The sequence below is a fragment of the Pseudomonas oryzihabitans genome, from assembly GCF_024652905.1.
GTDB classification, from domain to species: Bacteria; Pseudomonadota; Gammaproteobacteria; order Pseudomonadales; family Pseudomonadaceae; genus Chryseomonas; species Chryseomonas benzopyrenica.
On record NZ_CP102428.1, the window covers coordinates 932,194 to 946,826 of the forward strand.

At 66.4% G+C, this 14,633-nt stretch carries 14 protein-coding genes; 4 read left to right on the forward strand and 10 right to left on the reverse strand.

Annotated features, from left to right (window positions below):
* Window positions 1–39: 39 nt before the first annotated feature.
* From NRG74_RS04355 to NRG74_RS04370, 4 genes are all read right to left on the reverse strand, one after another.
* Window positions 40–1,488, reverse strand: a complete 1,449-nt coding sequence (locus NRG74_RS04355) for an amidase (RefSeq protein ID WP_257705801.1) — start codon at window positions 1,486–1,488, stop codon at window positions 40–42.
* Between the two features lie 20 nt (window positions 1,489–1,508).
* A complete protein-coding gene (locus NRG74_RS04360) occupies window positions 1,509–2,726 on the reverse strand; it encodes an MFS transporter (RefSeq protein WP_257705802.1) in 1,218 nt (405 codons plus the stop codon).
* Window positions 2,727–2,736: 10 nt separating this feature from the next.
* Complete coding sequence (locus tag NRG74_RS04365; RefSeq protein ID WP_257705803.1) at window positions 2,737–3,663, reverse strand: SphA family protein; 927 nt, start codon at window positions 3,661–3,663, stop codon at window positions 2,737–2,739.
* A gap of 65 nt (window positions 3,664–3,728) precedes the next feature.
* A complete protein-coding gene (locus tag NRG74_RS04370; protein ID WP_257705804.1) occupies window positions 3,729–4,697 on the reverse strand; it encodes a helix-turn-helix domain-containing protein in 969 nt (322 codons plus the stop codon).
* A gap of 183 nt (window positions 4,698–4,880) precedes the next feature.
* On the opposite strand from NRG74_RS04370, the gene NRG74_RS04375 reads away from it, so the two are divergent.
* Both NRG74_RS04375 and NRG74_RS04380 read left to right on the forward strand, forming a co-directional pair.
* On the forward strand, window positions 4,881–5,873 hold the full coding sequence (locus tag NRG74_RS04375) for a dienelactone hydrolase family protein (protein ID WP_257705805.1): 993 nt from the start codon (window positions 4,881–4,883) through the stop codon (window positions 5,871–5,873).
* Between the two features lie 210 nt (window positions 5,874–6,083).
* Window positions 6,084–7,316 carry a glutamate carboxypeptidase gene (locus NRG74_RS04380; RefSeq protein WP_064309028.1) on the forward strand — a complete coding sequence of 411 codons (1,233 nt, stop codon included), beginning with the start codon at window positions 6,084–6,086 and terminating at the stop codon, window positions 7,314–7,316.
* Window positions 7,317–7,372: 56 nt separating this feature from the next.
* Here NRG74_RS04380 and NRG74_RS04385 read toward each other — a convergent pair whose 3' ends face one another.
* Complete coding sequence (locus NRG74_RS04385) at window positions 7,373–8,344, reverse strand: endonuclease (RefSeq protein WP_026083883.1); 972 nt, start codon at window positions 8,342–8,344, stop codon at window positions 7,373–7,375.
* A gap of 230 nt (window positions 8,345–8,574) precedes the next feature.
* On the opposite strand from NRG74_RS04385, the gene NRG74_RS04390 reads away from it, so the two are divergent.
* The gene (locus NRG74_RS04390; protein ID WP_017641404.1) at window positions 8,575–8,769 is read left to right on the forward strand and encodes a hypothetical protein; all 195 of its coding nucleotides are present in this window, start codon (window positions 8,575–8,577) and stop codon (window positions 8,767–8,769) included.
* A 137-nt stretch (window positions 8,770–8,906) separates the two neighbouring features.
* Here NRG74_RS04390 and NRG74_RS04395 read toward each other — a convergent pair whose 3' ends face one another.
* The 5 genes from NRG74_RS04395 to NRG74_RS04415 all read right to left on the reverse strand — a co-directional run bounded on the left by NRG74_RS04395 (window position 8,907) and on the right by NRG74_RS04415 (window position 13,832).
* Window positions 8,907–9,161 (reverse strand): DUF2790 domain-containing protein, encoded by a 255-nt coding sequence (locus tag NRG74_RS04395; protein WP_017641403.1) that lies wholly within the window; start codon window positions 9,159–9,161, stop codon window positions 8,907–8,909.
* Between the two features lie 170 nt (window positions 9,162–9,331).
* Window positions 9,332–10,504 carry an MFS transporter gene (locus NRG74_RS04400; protein WP_017641402.1) on the reverse strand — a complete coding sequence of 391 codons (1,173 nt, stop codon included), beginning with the start codon at window positions 10,502–10,504 and terminating at the stop codon, window positions 9,332–9,334.
* Window positions 10,505–10,580: 76 nt separating this feature from the next.
* Window positions 10,581–11,069 carry a DUF3237 domain-containing protein gene (locus NRG74_RS04405; RefSeq protein WP_257705806.1) on the reverse strand — a complete coding sequence of 163 codons (489 nt, stop codon included), beginning with the start codon at window positions 11,067–11,069 and terminating at the stop codon, window positions 10,581–10,583.
* A 38-nt stretch (window positions 11,070–11,107) separates the two neighbouring features.
* Window positions 11,108–12,442: an alginate export family protein gene (locus tag NRG74_RS04410; protein ID WP_257705807.1), complete on the reverse strand. Its 1,335-nt coding sequence runs from the start codon at window positions 12,440–12,442 to the stop codon at window positions 11,108–11,110.
* A gap of 127 nt (window positions 12,443–12,569) precedes the next feature.
* Window positions 12,570–13,832: a serine hydrolase domain-containing protein gene (locus tag NRG74_RS04415; protein ID WP_437181168.1), complete on the reverse strand. Its 1,263-nt coding sequence runs from the start codon at window positions 13,830–13,832 to the stop codon at window positions 12,570–12,572.
* Between the two features lie 143 nt (window positions 13,833–13,975).
* Here NRG74_RS04415 and NRG74_RS04420 point away from each other — a divergent pair, with 143 nt between their 5' ends.
* Complete coding sequence (locus tag NRG74_RS04420) at window positions 13,976–14,623, forward strand: TetR/AcrR family transcriptional regulator (protein ID WP_257705808.1); 648 nt, start codon at window positions 13,976–13,978, stop codon at window positions 14,621–14,623.
* Window positions 14,624–14,633 lie beyond the last annotated feature (10 nt).

Here is a 14,633-nt window from a genome sequence, read left to right on the forward strand (position 1 = left end):
GTTGCCGTGCGGCCGGGGTGGCGGGTCGAGCGCCGACGGTCAGTGGATTCCCGCCAGCGGCGGCCGCCGGTCCGCCCAGGGCTGGGCGCGTTCCAGCTGGGCAGCCAGCGCCAGCAGGGTCCCTTCCTCGCCGAAACGCGCGGCGAAGTGACTGCCCAGCGGCAGGCCATTGCCGGTCCACCAGAGCGGCACCGACATGGCCGGCTGGCCGCTGGCATTGAACAGGGCGGTGAAGGGCGAATAGCTGTGGAAGGCCGCGATGGCCTCGGCCAGCGGACGCTCCCCGTTGCCACCGTCCAGTTCGCCCAGGCGCGGCGGCTCGCGGGTCAGGGTAGGGGTGAGGATCACATCATAGTCGGTGAGAAAGCGCGCCAGAGTCCGGCCCAGGGCGTGCAGGCCTTCCACCGCGGCGGCGTAGCGATGGGCCGGGATGTCGCCCCGCTCGCGCAGGATCACCCGGGTCCGTGCATCCAGCTCCTCTTCGCTGACCGGGGCACCGCGCAGAGTGCCCAGCACCTGCAGGTAGTGGCGGGTGCTGGGGCCGATGATGTCGAAGACCTGGTCGAGAAAGCGTGGCAGATCCACCGGCAGGGTCGCCGGCTCGACGTGGTGACCGAGGCTTTCGCACAGCCGGGCGGTGTGGCGCACCGCGGCCAGGGCCTCGGGGCCGCTCGGCCAGGGCGCCAGGTGCTCGACCAGGGCGATGCGCAGCGGTTTCGGATCGCGCTCCAGCAGGCTGGCGAAGGGGACGGCGTGGGCCGGAGCGGCATAGGGCGCGCCCAGATCGGCACCGGCGGTGGCATCCAGCAGCAGGGCGTTGTCGCGCACCGACAGACTCATGGCATGGGGTGTGCCCATGCCGGCCCAGCCTTCACCGACCATGGGCCCGGAAGGCATCCGGCCACGACTGGGCTTGAGACCGAAGATCCCGCAGCAGGACGCCGGCACTCGCAGCGAGCCGCCACCGTCGTTACCATGGGCGAAGGGCACCACTCGCGCGGCGACCAGGGCGGCCGCGCCGCCGCTGGAGCCGCCGGCGCTGTGGGCGGGATTCCAGGGATTGGCGGTGGCGCCAAAGCGGCGGGACTCGGTGCTGTAGGAGGTACCGAATTCCGGCGAAGTGGTGGTGCCGAGGAACAGGCAGCCGGCCCGACGCAGGCGGGTCACCAGTTCGCAATCGAAATCCGGCCGCGCCTCGCCCAGGGCCAGGGAGCCATTGGTCATGCGGGCCCCGGCGAGGGGGGTGAAGAGGTCCTTGACCAGGGTCGGGACGCCAGCGAAGGTCGCATCGACGTCGAGCGGTGCCTTGGCCGCCGCGCGGGCCTGGTCATACAGCCGTTCGCTTACGGCATTGAGGCCGGGTTCCACGGTGTCCAGGCGTTCGATAACCGCTTCGAGCAGCTCGCTCGCCGTGATCTCGCGCTGCCGCAGCAGCGTCGCCAGGCCGTGGCCGTCTTGGGTGTCCAGCAGGGGTTGCAGGCTATGCATGGAAGATCCTCGAGCAGAAGTCAGGAAGAGCGCGACGGGGTCGGCAGGGCGGTCTTGCGTCGCAGCAGGCCGACGGCGGCCCAGGCGAGGGCGGCGACCAGGGCGGCGCTGGCCAGGGCGCGGATGGCCAGGTGCAGATCGCCGGCGAAGGGCAGGACCGCGGCCACCACCAGGGGACTGGCGAATTGGCCGAAATAGAGGCAGCCGGTATAGCCGCCCATGCCGCGACCCCGGGCCCGGGCGCTCAGGGCGCCCATCACCGGTGCCATGGTGTTGGGCACCAGCATGCCGACACCAAGGCCATGGATGGTCACCGCCACCAGCACGGCTTCGTAACTGCGGGCGTTCACCAGCAGCCAGAGCCCAATGCCCATGCAGGCCAACAGCACGGCATTGCAGCCGGCCAGGCCCCACCAGCGGCGCAGCAGTGGCCACAGCAGCGGCCCACCCAGGGTCGCCAGCAGGCCGAGGCCCGCCGAGGCGCCGATCAGGGTGCTGGAGGTCACGCCCAGTTGCACCAGCAGCAGCGGACTCTGGATAGGCACCACCACGCTGAGCACCATGCCGGCGAAGACCAGTAGATAGTTGACGATCAGCGGCAGCGGCACGCTGTGCTGGGGGCCTTCATCGACGTGGCTCTGGGCGCTGGCGCGGCTGGGCTCCCACAGCAGCCGCAACATGAAGGGCACCAGCAGCAGCGGCAGCAGATAGAGATAGAAGGGCGTGCGCCAGGAATGCTCGCCGAGCGCGCCACCGACCACGAAGAACAGCGAGCCGACCAGGCTGATGGTGATGACCTGGCCATTGACATAGGCCAGACGCTTGCTGCCCTGCCAGTAGTCGGCGATCAGGGTCACGCAGCAGGTCATCACCGCCGCCTCGGCCAGGCCGAAGACCAGGCGAGTGAGGGTGATGGCCGGCAGCGACTGCAACAGTGCCGGCAGCATGCCGAGCACGGCGTAGCACAGCGTCGCCAGGACCAGCAGACGCTTGCGGCCCAGGCGATCGGCCAGCCAGCCGGCCAGGGGCGCGAAGAGGGCGATGGCCAGGGCGGGGCCGGTCATCGCTAGGGGGATCAGCAGCTCGGCACGAGGTTCGACCGGGCCGAATTCGGCGCCCAGCTTGGGAATGATCGGGGCGACCATCACCGAACCCATGATGGTCAGGCTGCTGCCGAGCAGGAGCACGGCGCCCTGGCGCCGACCGGCCAAGGGGCTGGAGGAGGCTTTGAGTGTCATGGGCGAATCCTCAGAAGCTGTGGGAGAGCCGCACGGCGAGGGTGTAGCCCTCGGCGCGGTTGCGGGCGTCGATGTCCTTGTAGAAATGCACCCAGACCGGCGGCAGACCCGGCTGGAAGAAGCTCAGCGCCGGACCCAGCGCCAGTACCCGGGCACGATTGCCACGGCTGAGGCCGGGGGCGTCGTCGTCGGTGAGCTGGCGGTAGTAGTAGCCGCCCAGGCCTAGGGTCCAGGGGCCGACGTGCTGGCCCACGGCGAATTCGTGGCGGTATTCGGTGCCGCTGCGGTAGTCGGTGGCGTGGTTGCGGCTGTTGAAATCGGTCTGGAAGCTGGACGACACCTCGAAGCCCGAGTCGGTGATGTAGCTCAGGTTGAGCATCGGCGAGACGGTCCAGTGGTTGGTGCCTGGATTGACCAGCCGATTCTTGTCGTAGTCACCGGTGGGCGCCTGCACCTGGAACCAGAAGTTCACCCCCAGGTTGCGCGAGGGCTCCCACTGCAGGATCAGCGGAATCACCTGGAAGTCGGCCTGGCGGAAAAGGTCGGCGCTGTCGGAGAACACCGGCACGCCGTTGGCCTTGACGGTGAGGTCCGCGTCCATCTTGAAGAAGGGTGCCACCCCGCCGAAACCGTAGCGGGCGCCCAGCACCCGGTTATCGGTCATCTTCAGATAGGCCAGGCCCAGGGACAGCACATCGATGGAAAAATCGTTGCCGTTGTCGCGGCCATGGCTGTCGCGGACGGAAGTGGCGCGGTAGTAGTTGGCACGCAGCCCGAGGGTGCCGTGGGGCGTGGGCGGCGGGGTGAAGCCGGCGCCGAAGTTGTAGACCCCGAAGGCGGTGGTGGGTGAGCCGTTCTCGGTGGCGTGGCTTGCTGCGGTCATCCCCAGGGCGGCGAAGCCGACGGCGAGGAGGTGAAACGGACGGGTAACGTTCATGGAGTTCCCTCTTCTTATTGGCCAGTTCAGCCTGAGGGAAAGCCGTTACCCGCCGTTAGCCAGATTCAGCACTTTTGCCCGGCGGCCTTGAGGGTGGTGGAGGGCAGTTGCCCGAACAGCGCCTGGTAGTCGCGGGCGAAGCGGCTGAGATGGCAGAAGCCCCACTGGGCGGCGACGTCCTGCACCGACTCGCCTGCGCCCCGGCGCAGGGCACGATGCGCCGCATTGAGGCGCAAGGTACGCAGATAGGCCAGCGGATTGATGCCCAGGGTCTCCTGGAAGCAGTACTGCAGCTTGCGGCGACTGGCGCCGACTCTATTGCACAGTTCGAGGATGCTGGGCGGCTGATCCGGATGGGCCAGGGCGTACTCTCGTGCCCGCCGGATCACCCGTAGTCGAGCGCTCGGTGCCAGTTCGTGGGGCTCGCCGGTGTCGAGCAGATCGAGCAGGTGCATCAGCACGGTGTCGCGCAGCATGGCGCGCGCGCGCGGCTGCGCCAGCCAGGTCAGGACCTGCGCCTCGGGGGTGAAGAGCTCTTGGGCCAGCCGTGCCAACTCCAGATAGGCACCCCCTGCCGGTAGCCGATAGCAGCCGGGCAGGTCGCGCACGCCCAGAGTGCTGTGCTGGCAGGCCAGCAGTCGCGCCATCTCGGCTTCCTGCAGGTTGATGCAGAGCAATTCGAGATTGGCCGGGGTACGCAACTCCGGCAGGTTGTCCCCGCGTGCCACCAGCAACTGGGCCTCGTGGAGGGTATGACCGGCGCAGTGCAGGGCGCCAGCATTGCGGATGGGCAGGCTGAAGGTCAGGGTTTCTCCCTGGGCCTCGCCGCTCTTGAGCATGGCCTGGTTGGATCTGTCCCGTAGCAGGCTGATGTCGTCCAGCCAGAGGTCGCTGAGTTCGCCCTGGAAGCGGCCCGCGGACAGCTGATCGTACTGCATGCGCCAGCCCTCGACGCAGAGCGCGTGCTCGTCGATGTCACCGGTATACCGATGCCGGACGCGCGGCGGTAACGCGAGGGAGCCGTCTTGGTGCATTTAGGAAACCTTTTGGGTAGCAAAGGGCCGTTGGCGCGGGAGCTACAAGTTTCGTACCTCAAGGCGGGAGTGCGCGGCAAAGGTGCCAAATTTGGCTAGTGCAGCAGGTTCTGCTCACCGCCTCCGCAGCAGGGCGCCGTTGATTGGCTACCCTGGGAGGACCCCACAAGAAGGATGCAGCCGATGCGCCATCTGTCCTCTGGATCTTTGCGCCCCGCGCTCGGGACCATTGCCTGCCTTACCTGTGCCACCATCTGTGCCGCCACCTCGCCGGCAACCGATATCCCCGCTCGGCAAGAGGTGTTGACCTTCACCTCGCTGACCCTTAGCGATCAGCAATTCCTGACGGGGGACAAAGGCGGTACCGAGGTCCTGCTCGGTGGCGTGCTGTTGCTGCCTCCAGGCGCGGGCAAGGTCCCGGTGGTGATCCTCCAGCATGGTTCGGGAGGCCTGGGCGCCAACATCACCTATTGGCAGCGGCGGTTCAATCAGGTCGGCATCGCCACCTTCGCCGTGGATGGCTTCTCGGGCCGGGGCATCACCAGTACCGCCACCGACCAGGCCCAGCTGGGGCGGCTCAATTTCGTTCTGGATGACTATCGCGCCGGCGCCCTGCTCGCGCGGCACGCGCGAATCGATCCAGGCAAGATCATCCTCATGGGCTTTTCCCGCGGTGGGCAGGCCTCGCTCTATGCGGCCATGGCGCGCTTCGACAAGCTCTGGAAAAGCCAGGATTTCCAGTTCGTCGGCTACCTGTCGTTCTATCCCGACTGCTCGATCACCTTTCGCGAGCAGGACAGGGTCGTCGCCAAGCCGCTGCGCGTGTACCACGGACTGGCTGACAACTACGATCCCTATTCCCGTTGCGAGGGCTATTTCGCGACGCTCAAGCAGCAGGGCGCCGATCTCCGGGTTCATACCTATCCCCACGCCGAGCATGGCTTCGACAATCCCTATGTCTGGAGTCCGGTGGTGGTCGCGAAGGACAGCCAGACCGTGCGTGACTGCCGGATCGCCGAGAACGCCAAGGGTGAGTTGATCAATCAGCAGACTGGCAAGGTCTTTTCCTATAAGGACAGCTGCGTCGTGCTGGGCCCCAAGGTCGGGCCTGATGCGGCGGCGACCCGGCAGGCCACCCGGGATGTCCTGGAGGCGCTAAAGGCCCTCGTGAACTAGGGCTGACCCCTGACCAGCCCTGGTCTCGCCAGAGGGTGCCCATCCAGGTGCGGCGGAGCAGCACGCCGTCAATGGCTGGCGGCTGCTGGGAGCGATGGTCCTGGGATGATTGCAGGCCTGCGCCAAACAGCTGGCAGCCTCATTTCCCCTATGTCCTTGTTGCGACTACAGTTGTCTGACTAATCCAATAAGGCCAACAAGGAAAGTCCGATGTCCGCTCCGTTCTTGCGTACCACCCTCGCTGCCGTTCTCACCTGCTGCATCGCCTTGCCCGCCAGTGCCGCGCTCGACGCGCGCATCCAGACCGCCGCGGAGCAGGCCAAGGCGCCGACGCTCACGTTGCTGGAGCGGTTGGTGAACATCGACTCGGGGTCCGGCTACGCGCCCGGCCTGACCGAGGTGGGCAAGCTCGTCAGCGCGGAATTGCAGAAACTCGGCGCCACGGTGCAAGAGGTGCCCAACACCGCGCCGGACAAGAGCCAGCACCTGGTGGCGACGCTCAAGGGCAGCGGCAAGGCCAAGATCCTCTTGCTGGCGCACATGGATACGGTGTTCAAGGAAGGCACGGCCAAGGCCCGGCCGTATCGTACCGATGAAAAACGCGCCTATGGCCCGGGCGTGTCCGACGACAAGGGTGGCATCGTGGTCGCCCTGGCGGCGCTGCAGATTCTCAAGGCCCTCGACTTCAAGGACTACGGGCAGATCACCCTGTTGCTGGATGCCAGCGAAGAGACCGGCTCCCAGGCCGCTACCGAGCTGATCGCCAGCACCGCCAAACAGCACGACGTGGTGCTGAATCTGGAGCCGGGGCGGCCGGCCGATGGCCTGGTAGTGTGGCGCAAGGGCAGCGCCACCGCCGTGGTGGAGGTCAAGGGCAAGTCGTCTCATGCCGGCGTTTCCCCGGAACTGGGGCGTAACGCCGCCACCGAGGTGGCGCACCAGGTACTGCAACTGGGCAACCTGGGCGATGCGGAGAAGAAGACTTCGGTCAATTTCACGGTGATCGAAGCGGGTGACCGCATCAATGTGATTCCCGATCACGCCGTCGCCAAGGCCGACGTTCGCGCCGCGCTGCCCGAAGAATTCGACCGGGTGGAAAAGGACCTGGCGCGGATCGCCGCCAACAAGCGGATTGCCGACACCGAGGTGACCACGCGGCTGGAGCGTGGCCTGCCGCCGATGCCGCAGACCGCAGCGAGCGATCGGCTGCTGGCCACGGCCCAGGGCATCTATGGCGAGCTGGGCCGCACCCTGACCGTCGAGGGCAGTGGCGGCGCCGCGGATGCCAGCATCGCAGCGGGTGCCGGCGTACCGACCCTGGACGGCTTCGGCATCGTCGGCGGCAAGCTGCATACCCCCGAGGAATACGTGGAACTGGACAGCGTGACACCGCGCATCTATCTGCTCACGCGGATGCTGGTGGAGCTGTCCAAGGGGCAGTAACTGCCGAAGCGGCTCAGGACCCCTGGGTGCTGCAGGTCAGCGCCTGGGGCTGGCGATCAGGGCGCGCAGTTGCCCGCCTTGGTGAAGCCTGCCGCCTTCGCCTCGGCTTCGGAGGCGAACTTGACCTGGTTCTTCGGCGACACCTGGGCGTAGCTCGGGCAGCCTTGCGGCAGGTGATAGACGTGACTGTTGCGGTTGCCGATGATCGCGCCCTGGCTGGCCGCGGCGGGGCTATCGGTCTTGGCCGGTGCTGAGGGCGTTGACGGCGCTGGCTTGGCCGCCGGCAGAGGACTGACGATGCCGTCACCAACCGGCTGGTAGCCCAGCGTCCAGTGTCGCTCGCCGGACACGAAGGGGTTGCCATGGCCCATCACCGCGGCGATGCGACTATCCCGTTCGCGCTCCCAAGCGGTGACCGGTTGCTGCTTGTCCCAGGCCATAAGCAGTTGCTGTTGCTGGCGCGACATGTTCAGGCCGTAGCGATCGAACATATAGAAGGTGACCCGGGCGACCAGGCCCTTGACCTCGTCGCGCGGTTCGGCGGCGCGTTCCTGGAAGTCGATCTTCGTCGTGCACCGGCCGTATTGCGGTTGCACGCCCTGGGCCATGCCGTAGTTGAAATTGGCCCGGTCACCATTCACCTCGCCCACGGCGGGGTAGAGGTTGAAGAGGTCGGCCTCCATGGCGCGGAACACCGGGTCATCCGCCACGCAGTGTTCCCGTCCGCCGTTCTGCCAGCATTGCCGCTGATGACCGAAGGTCCAGGCCGGCACGATGTGCTCCCACTCGGTGCGTTCGCCGCGGGTTTCCTGCTTGCGCGCCTGGAAACCGCAGGAGGCGGCATCGACCCGTCCTCCGGATTTGCCGACCCACTCCCACTTGCAGCCGCAATAGAGGTCGCCCTGGGCGCTGGTGTTCTGATCGAAATAGACTTTTTGTCTGGCGATTACCTTGGCCTCGACAAAGGTATCGGGCGCCGCGGCGAGCGCGGAGGAGGCCACCAGTGTGGCCAGGAGAAGCGAAAGCAAAAGGCGCATGTATCTTCACAGCTCGATTAGGGCGCCGAATTGTATAGCTTTTGCCTCGCTGATAGCGGGTGCAGGGTACGGAAGTCTTGGGGAGACGCTCTAGCGCGGGCGGCGGTACAGCACCGGGTCGAAACTCAGCTTTCAGCAACAATGAGATTCGCTAAGATTTGTGAACCAAATCTCAAAACCTTGTCTGATGACGCAGTCTGCACTTCTGTCCGGAGTTTTCTATGAATGGCCCCAACCCCTGCTGTGATCTGGGCGGCATGAGCACCTCGGTGCTGGAAGATGAGCTGGCCGAGCGCAAGACGCGTCTGGCCGAGGCCCAGGCCGATGCGCAGCGCCAGTTCCTGTCCTATGCGGACGACCACGCCTGCATCGCCGTCCTGGAGCGGGCCCTGGCCAAGGCCTATCGGTTTTTCTAACGGTCCGCATGCCGACCCGTGGCGTGCGCTACTGGCCCAATAGCCTTGGATTCTGGTGGCGGAAGGGGCCGTTACAGGCGCCCCCTTGGCCAGCACAGCGGTGACCGCCGCGCTTCGGTACCGGGTCGAAAGACGCCTCAATTCTGGTTGTAGCAGCCATTGCCAGACACCAGATAGTCCAGCTCATGTTCCCGGCCGGCGTGATCCAGATAGTCGAGGTGGGCCGGCACGATTCCGCACTGGGCGCTCAGGTCGGTCTGGCTGACGACCTTGTCGACGTCGAGGTGGACGAAGAAACCGGGCTGGTCATGGATCGGAGCGGGATGGTCGGGAGCAGCCAGGGCGGAGCCGGTGGCGAGCAGACCGAAAAGACCGAGCAGGAGCGCTTTCATGGAGAGTCCTCTTGAAGGGGTGGGTAGCGAGTCGCTGACCGGGCCACTCTAGGAGGACAGGGGGGACGCCAGGCTGACCGGGTGATGACAAATCGGTCATGGAGGTTGTCGCCTGGCTGCGCGGAAGGCCGTGATGTTCGCGCGGCACCCCCCTAGCCTGCGGCCAACGCTCAGACCGAGCAGTCCAATGCCTTGCCCTGCACGCCGCGCCGCCCGCAGGCCAGCATGACGATCACCAGCAGGCAGCCGATCAGGATGGCGCCCGCGGACAGCACGAAGAGGCTGCGCCGGTCGTTGCCTTGGATGATCAGGCTCAGCAGGGTCGGGGCCGCGGCGGCGGAGGCGACCTGTACCACGCCGACCAGCTTGGTCAGGCGACCGCTCGGGTCGTGGGTCACGACCGAGGACATGTAGTAGGACAGCGCCAGGTTCCAGCCGAAGTTCATCAAGAACACCGCGAGCAGCAGATCCACGGCGGTGTGGATGCGCGTGGCCAGCATGTAGATGGCGCCGAGCACGGCCAGGGAGCCGGTGAGGATCATCGGTACGCGGCCCAGGTGCCGCCCGGCCACGCTGGGCAGGGCCGCACCGGGCAGGCCGCCGAGCAGCCCGATGCTGATCGCCCAACCGATGTCCACCGGCGCCACGCCAGCGTCGCTGGCGATGCCGTCGACGAAGCCCCACAGCGAGTAGATCGACAGTTGCAGGAACAGCATGCCGAGCAGCGAGCAGACGCCGATCACCGTCAGGCCCGCCCGCAGCGGCGTGTGGGCGAGCCGTTGTTCTTCCGGGCTCTGCCTGGCCGGCAGGCAGCCGCTCAGCAGGCAGACCAGGGCGAACCAGGCCGCCAGGTAATAGATCGCCCCGGCGAAGCCCTGCCACGCGGCGATCATCGGCATGAGCACCGCGCTGCTGGCGAACAGGGCGGTCTGCACGAACAGCAGGATGCCGAAGGACCTGTCCTGCCCCGGCATGCTGCCCAGCCAGTAGATGGCATAGGAGTAGAGCACGCCCGAGCAGAGGCCCGAGAGACCGCGCAAGGCCAACAGCGGATCGAGGGTGGTGACGCTGGCCGTCGCGGCGTTGGCGAACAGCAACAGCAAGGCCGTGCCCAGGGCGATGGTGCGCGGACCGAGGAAGCGGATCATTGGCAGGTACAGCAGTGTCCCGACGATGGAGCCGCACATTTCCACCGACATGGTCCAGCTCTGCTGCGCCAGGGTCAGGCCCAGGCGTTCGGTCAGCAGACCGATGAAGATCGGCTGCACGCCGATGACGAGGATCGAAGCGGCGGCGATGGCGATGCACGCGGCGCGCACCAGGGTTTGGTTGGCGATGGTCATGTCTATTACCTGCCGGCTCGGCCACGGACGGGCCTGCCGCTTCAGTGAAAAGCCTGGCTGCTATAGGGGTTGCCGGTCAGCTGAGGCGATAGCAGTGGATGGCGACCCTATCGACGGCGGGATAGCTCACCTTGCCGATCATCACGCTGCGGGTCAGCCAGTCGAGCCTGCCGCTGGCCACTTGGAAGCGCGGCGTGCAACTGCAGTGGTAGTCCTCTTCGGCGATGGGCCAGAGGCCCTGGGCAACCTGCGTGCGGCCTCGCTCGCTAAGGGTGATCAGACCAAGGTTGTGAATGTTGATCCACTCGCCCTGATCGCTGCGCAGGCTATAGCGAGCGTCCAGCTCACCCACGCCGTCGCTGCGCTGCAGATAGAAATCCGCGCCACCGGCCAACACGTCGCCACGCACGTTCAAGCCTTCGAAATGCCCGCCGGTGATTCGATAGTTGCTGCGCTGGCCATCCGTGCAGGCGCCCAGGTCATCGGCCGGGTCGATGAGGACGTGGAGGCTCAGTACCCACTCCAGCGTGGGTACGGCGATCTCGGTTGGTGTCTTGGTGGTCATCACGCTCTCCTGTGCCCCACGGGGGCTGTGGTGGCTGGTCAGTAGCGATAGGTGAAGTAGAGCTCGAGGGCGCTGAAGCGCTCGTTGTCGCCGAACGCCTGCCGGGCGGCGGACTTGGCCTGCACCCAGTTGTACGAGAGCGAGCTGTAGAACTGCCGGTTGGGCGTCCAGTCGAGGTACACCGCGGTCTCGTCGGCGAAACGCCGGTCATTGACCGCGGCGCCGCGGAAGTTGGCCTGGTCGAGCCAGAACTGGTAGTGGATGACGCCCAGGGTGAGGGTGTCGCTGAGGCGGTTCTTGAGCGAGAACTGCTGGACGCGCTCGTTGCTGTTGAACAGCAGGTAGTTCCCCACCACGTCGCCCACCAGCCAGGTGCTCCAGTCGATGAAGCCCTTGCTCAGCGGATCCCAGGCTTGCTGGCGGTTGTCGGTAGGGTTGTCGTCACCGGAGAAGACGGCGTAGCGGTACCCGAGGGTGGGGGTGAAGGGCAGGTCCTGGAACTGGTAGTCGGCCTGGGCATACCAGGCCTTGGCGTCATAGGTGAGGGCGCCGTCACCGCCGCGCTGCACCGCGTATTCGCCATTCAGGGTCAGGTTCGGCAGGCCTGGCAGGTGGCCACGCAGGGCCCGCAGGTTGTAGACCCGCATGCCGTCGCGGCGCGCCGCGTTGCTGTCTCTGCTGGCCAGGGTATCGACGGTCAGGGCCATGGCACCGAGGGTCACCTGGCCGTCGAGGTCGTAATCCAGGTTGGCGCCGCTCAGGCGGAAATCGCCATAGTGATCGTCGGTGCGCAGGGTGAAGGCCTGTGCCTGGACCGGGCCATGCCCCCACGCCAGGATCGCCGAGTCGCGGAAGGCGGTGCGCGGACCGAGCCAGTAGGCGCCATCGCCGAACAGGTCGAGGTTGCCGTCCATGACGATGAAGCCGGTACCGACCATGAAGTTCTGGCGGCCGGCGGTGAATTTCCAGTCGCCCGCCTGCACTCCGGCATAGAGCTCTTCGGGGGCGAAGCGGCCGTCTGAGCCGCGGGTGAAGCCACCGGCATCACCGTCGCCAAGGGTGGTGGCGCCGACCACCGAGCCACCGGCGAGCAGGTGGACCCTGTCGCTGAGGGAGTAGTCGAGAGCGACGCCGGGTTTGACGTAGAACTCCTGCCAGGCGCTGCGGCGGCCGTCGTTCTTGCCACTGCGTGCATCCACGCGACCGGCGCCGAAATTGACGCCCCGGGTGGAGAGGGAGCCAGCGCCCACCGTCAGGTTGACGTCGCCTTTGAGGTTCTCGTATTCGAAGGGATAGCCCGCCAGGGCCGGCTGGCTGGCCAGCGGCAGGCCGAGCGCCAGCAGCACGCCGGGAAGGCGCTTGGTTGTGCACATATGAAGCTCCTGACTATTTTTCTTGTATTACAGGGCAGTGAAGGGTGGCCAAGATCGCCACCGGATACCTGTCGTAGCAGGTGAGCGCGCGGGCAAGCCGGCGCTCGTTGATCTTGTTAGGGATGGATCAGCCGTGCAGCTGGGCAGCGATGGCGCGCAGCAGGCGTACGGTATCGATGTCCAGTTCGGTGACCGCCTCGGGCAGCGACGACTGCTTGACGACCACCACCTCGGAGGCGAAATCGACGAACAGGTACTGGCCGTGGATGCCACTGGCCATGATGGCCGGACTGTGGTCGTTGAAGACGTACCACTGGCTGCGGTAGGAGGCGCCCGGGGTCCATTCGGAGAAGTCCTTGTGCACGCTATAGATCCCCGGGTCCCCGCCGGCGGCGATGGCCTCGATCACCGCCGGGTCGATGACCTGCTGGGCATCGACCCGCCCGCCGTTGGCCAGCATCAGGCCGAAGCGGCCCATGTCGCGCAGGGTGGCGTTGAAGCCGGCACCGGCGACGCTGCGACCCCAGGGGTCGGCCATGAAGTAGCCGTCGCGTTCGCAGCCGAGTTGCTGCCAGATCCGCTGCAGCTGCTCGGCGCAGCCCAGGCCGCTGGCACGCTCCATCACCCAGGCCAGCACCTCGGTGGTGGCGGTCACGTAATGGAAGAGGCCCCCGTGCTCGCATCTTTTGCGCAGCGACGGCAGGTATTGGTACAGGGATTCGTACTGGGCGTACTCGGGCAGGGCCGGCTTGAAGCCACAGGCGTAGCCGTACTGGGAACTCTCCGAGGCGGGATCGTCGTACAGCTCGGTGTAGTGAACGCCGACGGCCATGTCGAGCAACTGGCGGACGGTGGCGTCGCCGAAGGCGCTGCCGGCCAGTTCCGGCACATAGTGCTGGGTCAGTGCCTGGGCATCGAGCACGCCGTCATGGATGAGTTGCTCACCGAGCACCCCGATCAGCGACTTGGTGACCGAGAACATGATGTGGCGGTCCGTGGCGACCTGGCCGTTGAAGTAGCGCTCGTACACCACGCGGCCCTGGTGCAGCACCAGAAAGCCGTCGGTCTTGCTGGCGCGCAGATGGTCGAGGGCGCTGACGCGGCGGCCGCAGCTGCTCTGGAATCTCAGCGCTTCGAGGGCCACGGGTGCCTGGGCCAGCACCGCGTCCGGTCGCGATCCGGCGGCTACCTCGATGGTGGGGCGCAGGCGTGCCAGGTTGCGGAAGCCCCAGCGGTTGAACGGCGGCGACATCCAGTTGGCCCAGGTCACGCGCTGGTCCGGCTCGGCAGGAAAACCCTGCATCAGTACGGGCTCTTGTTCTTGTTGGTCGTACATCTCGCTGACTTCCCGATTCCGGGAAACCAGGGAGCGGTCGAGGATCTGGTTCATCAGACTCATCCTGGCAATTGCCCTGCGTAGAGCAGGTACGGGAAAATAATTAACCCTGTTAATTTCTTTAGTCAATAAAATATTTTTCGTGGTCAAGGCAAGCCCGCTATCCTTTCGGCCACAACCAGCAAGCAGGAGCGACGGTGAGCGGCCTACGCGAACGTCAGAAGGAATTACGCCGCACGGCCATCTCGGCCGCGGCGGTCATGCTGTTCCAGCGCCAGGGCTTTCGCGAGACCACGGTCGAGCAGATCGCCCGCGAGGCCGGGGTCTCCGCGCCCACGGTGTTCAAGTATTTCGGCAGCAAGCACGAGATCATCCTGGAGATGATCAAGGAGTCCGATCGCCGCGCCCTGATCGACGTGCGCCGGCACATCCGCGACTTCGCGGATCCCGTCGAGGCGCTCTGCCATCTGGAGCACCTCCTCGTCAGCTACGCACTGGAGGTGCTGCCCGCCGCGCTCTGGCGCGAACTGCTGCCGCTGGTGCTGGTGGGGGGCGACAGCGGTCTGCCCCAGGCCTACCGGCAGATGAACCGCGGCCTGCAAGGCGAGATCGCCAGTGTGCTGCGCGAGCTGCAGGCCGCCGGCAAGCTGCGCGCCGATCTGGACGTAGAGCTGGCGGCCTTTCTACTCAACGATTACTCGCACCTGCAACTGCTGCGCCTGACGGCCAGTGACGAGATGGATCGGGAGGGACATGCCGCCAACGTGCGCAACACCACGCGCCTGATCTTCGAGGGCATGCGCGCGGTGCCGGGTTGCAGCGCCAGCGACTTGAATCAGGGTTAGACGGGTGGCG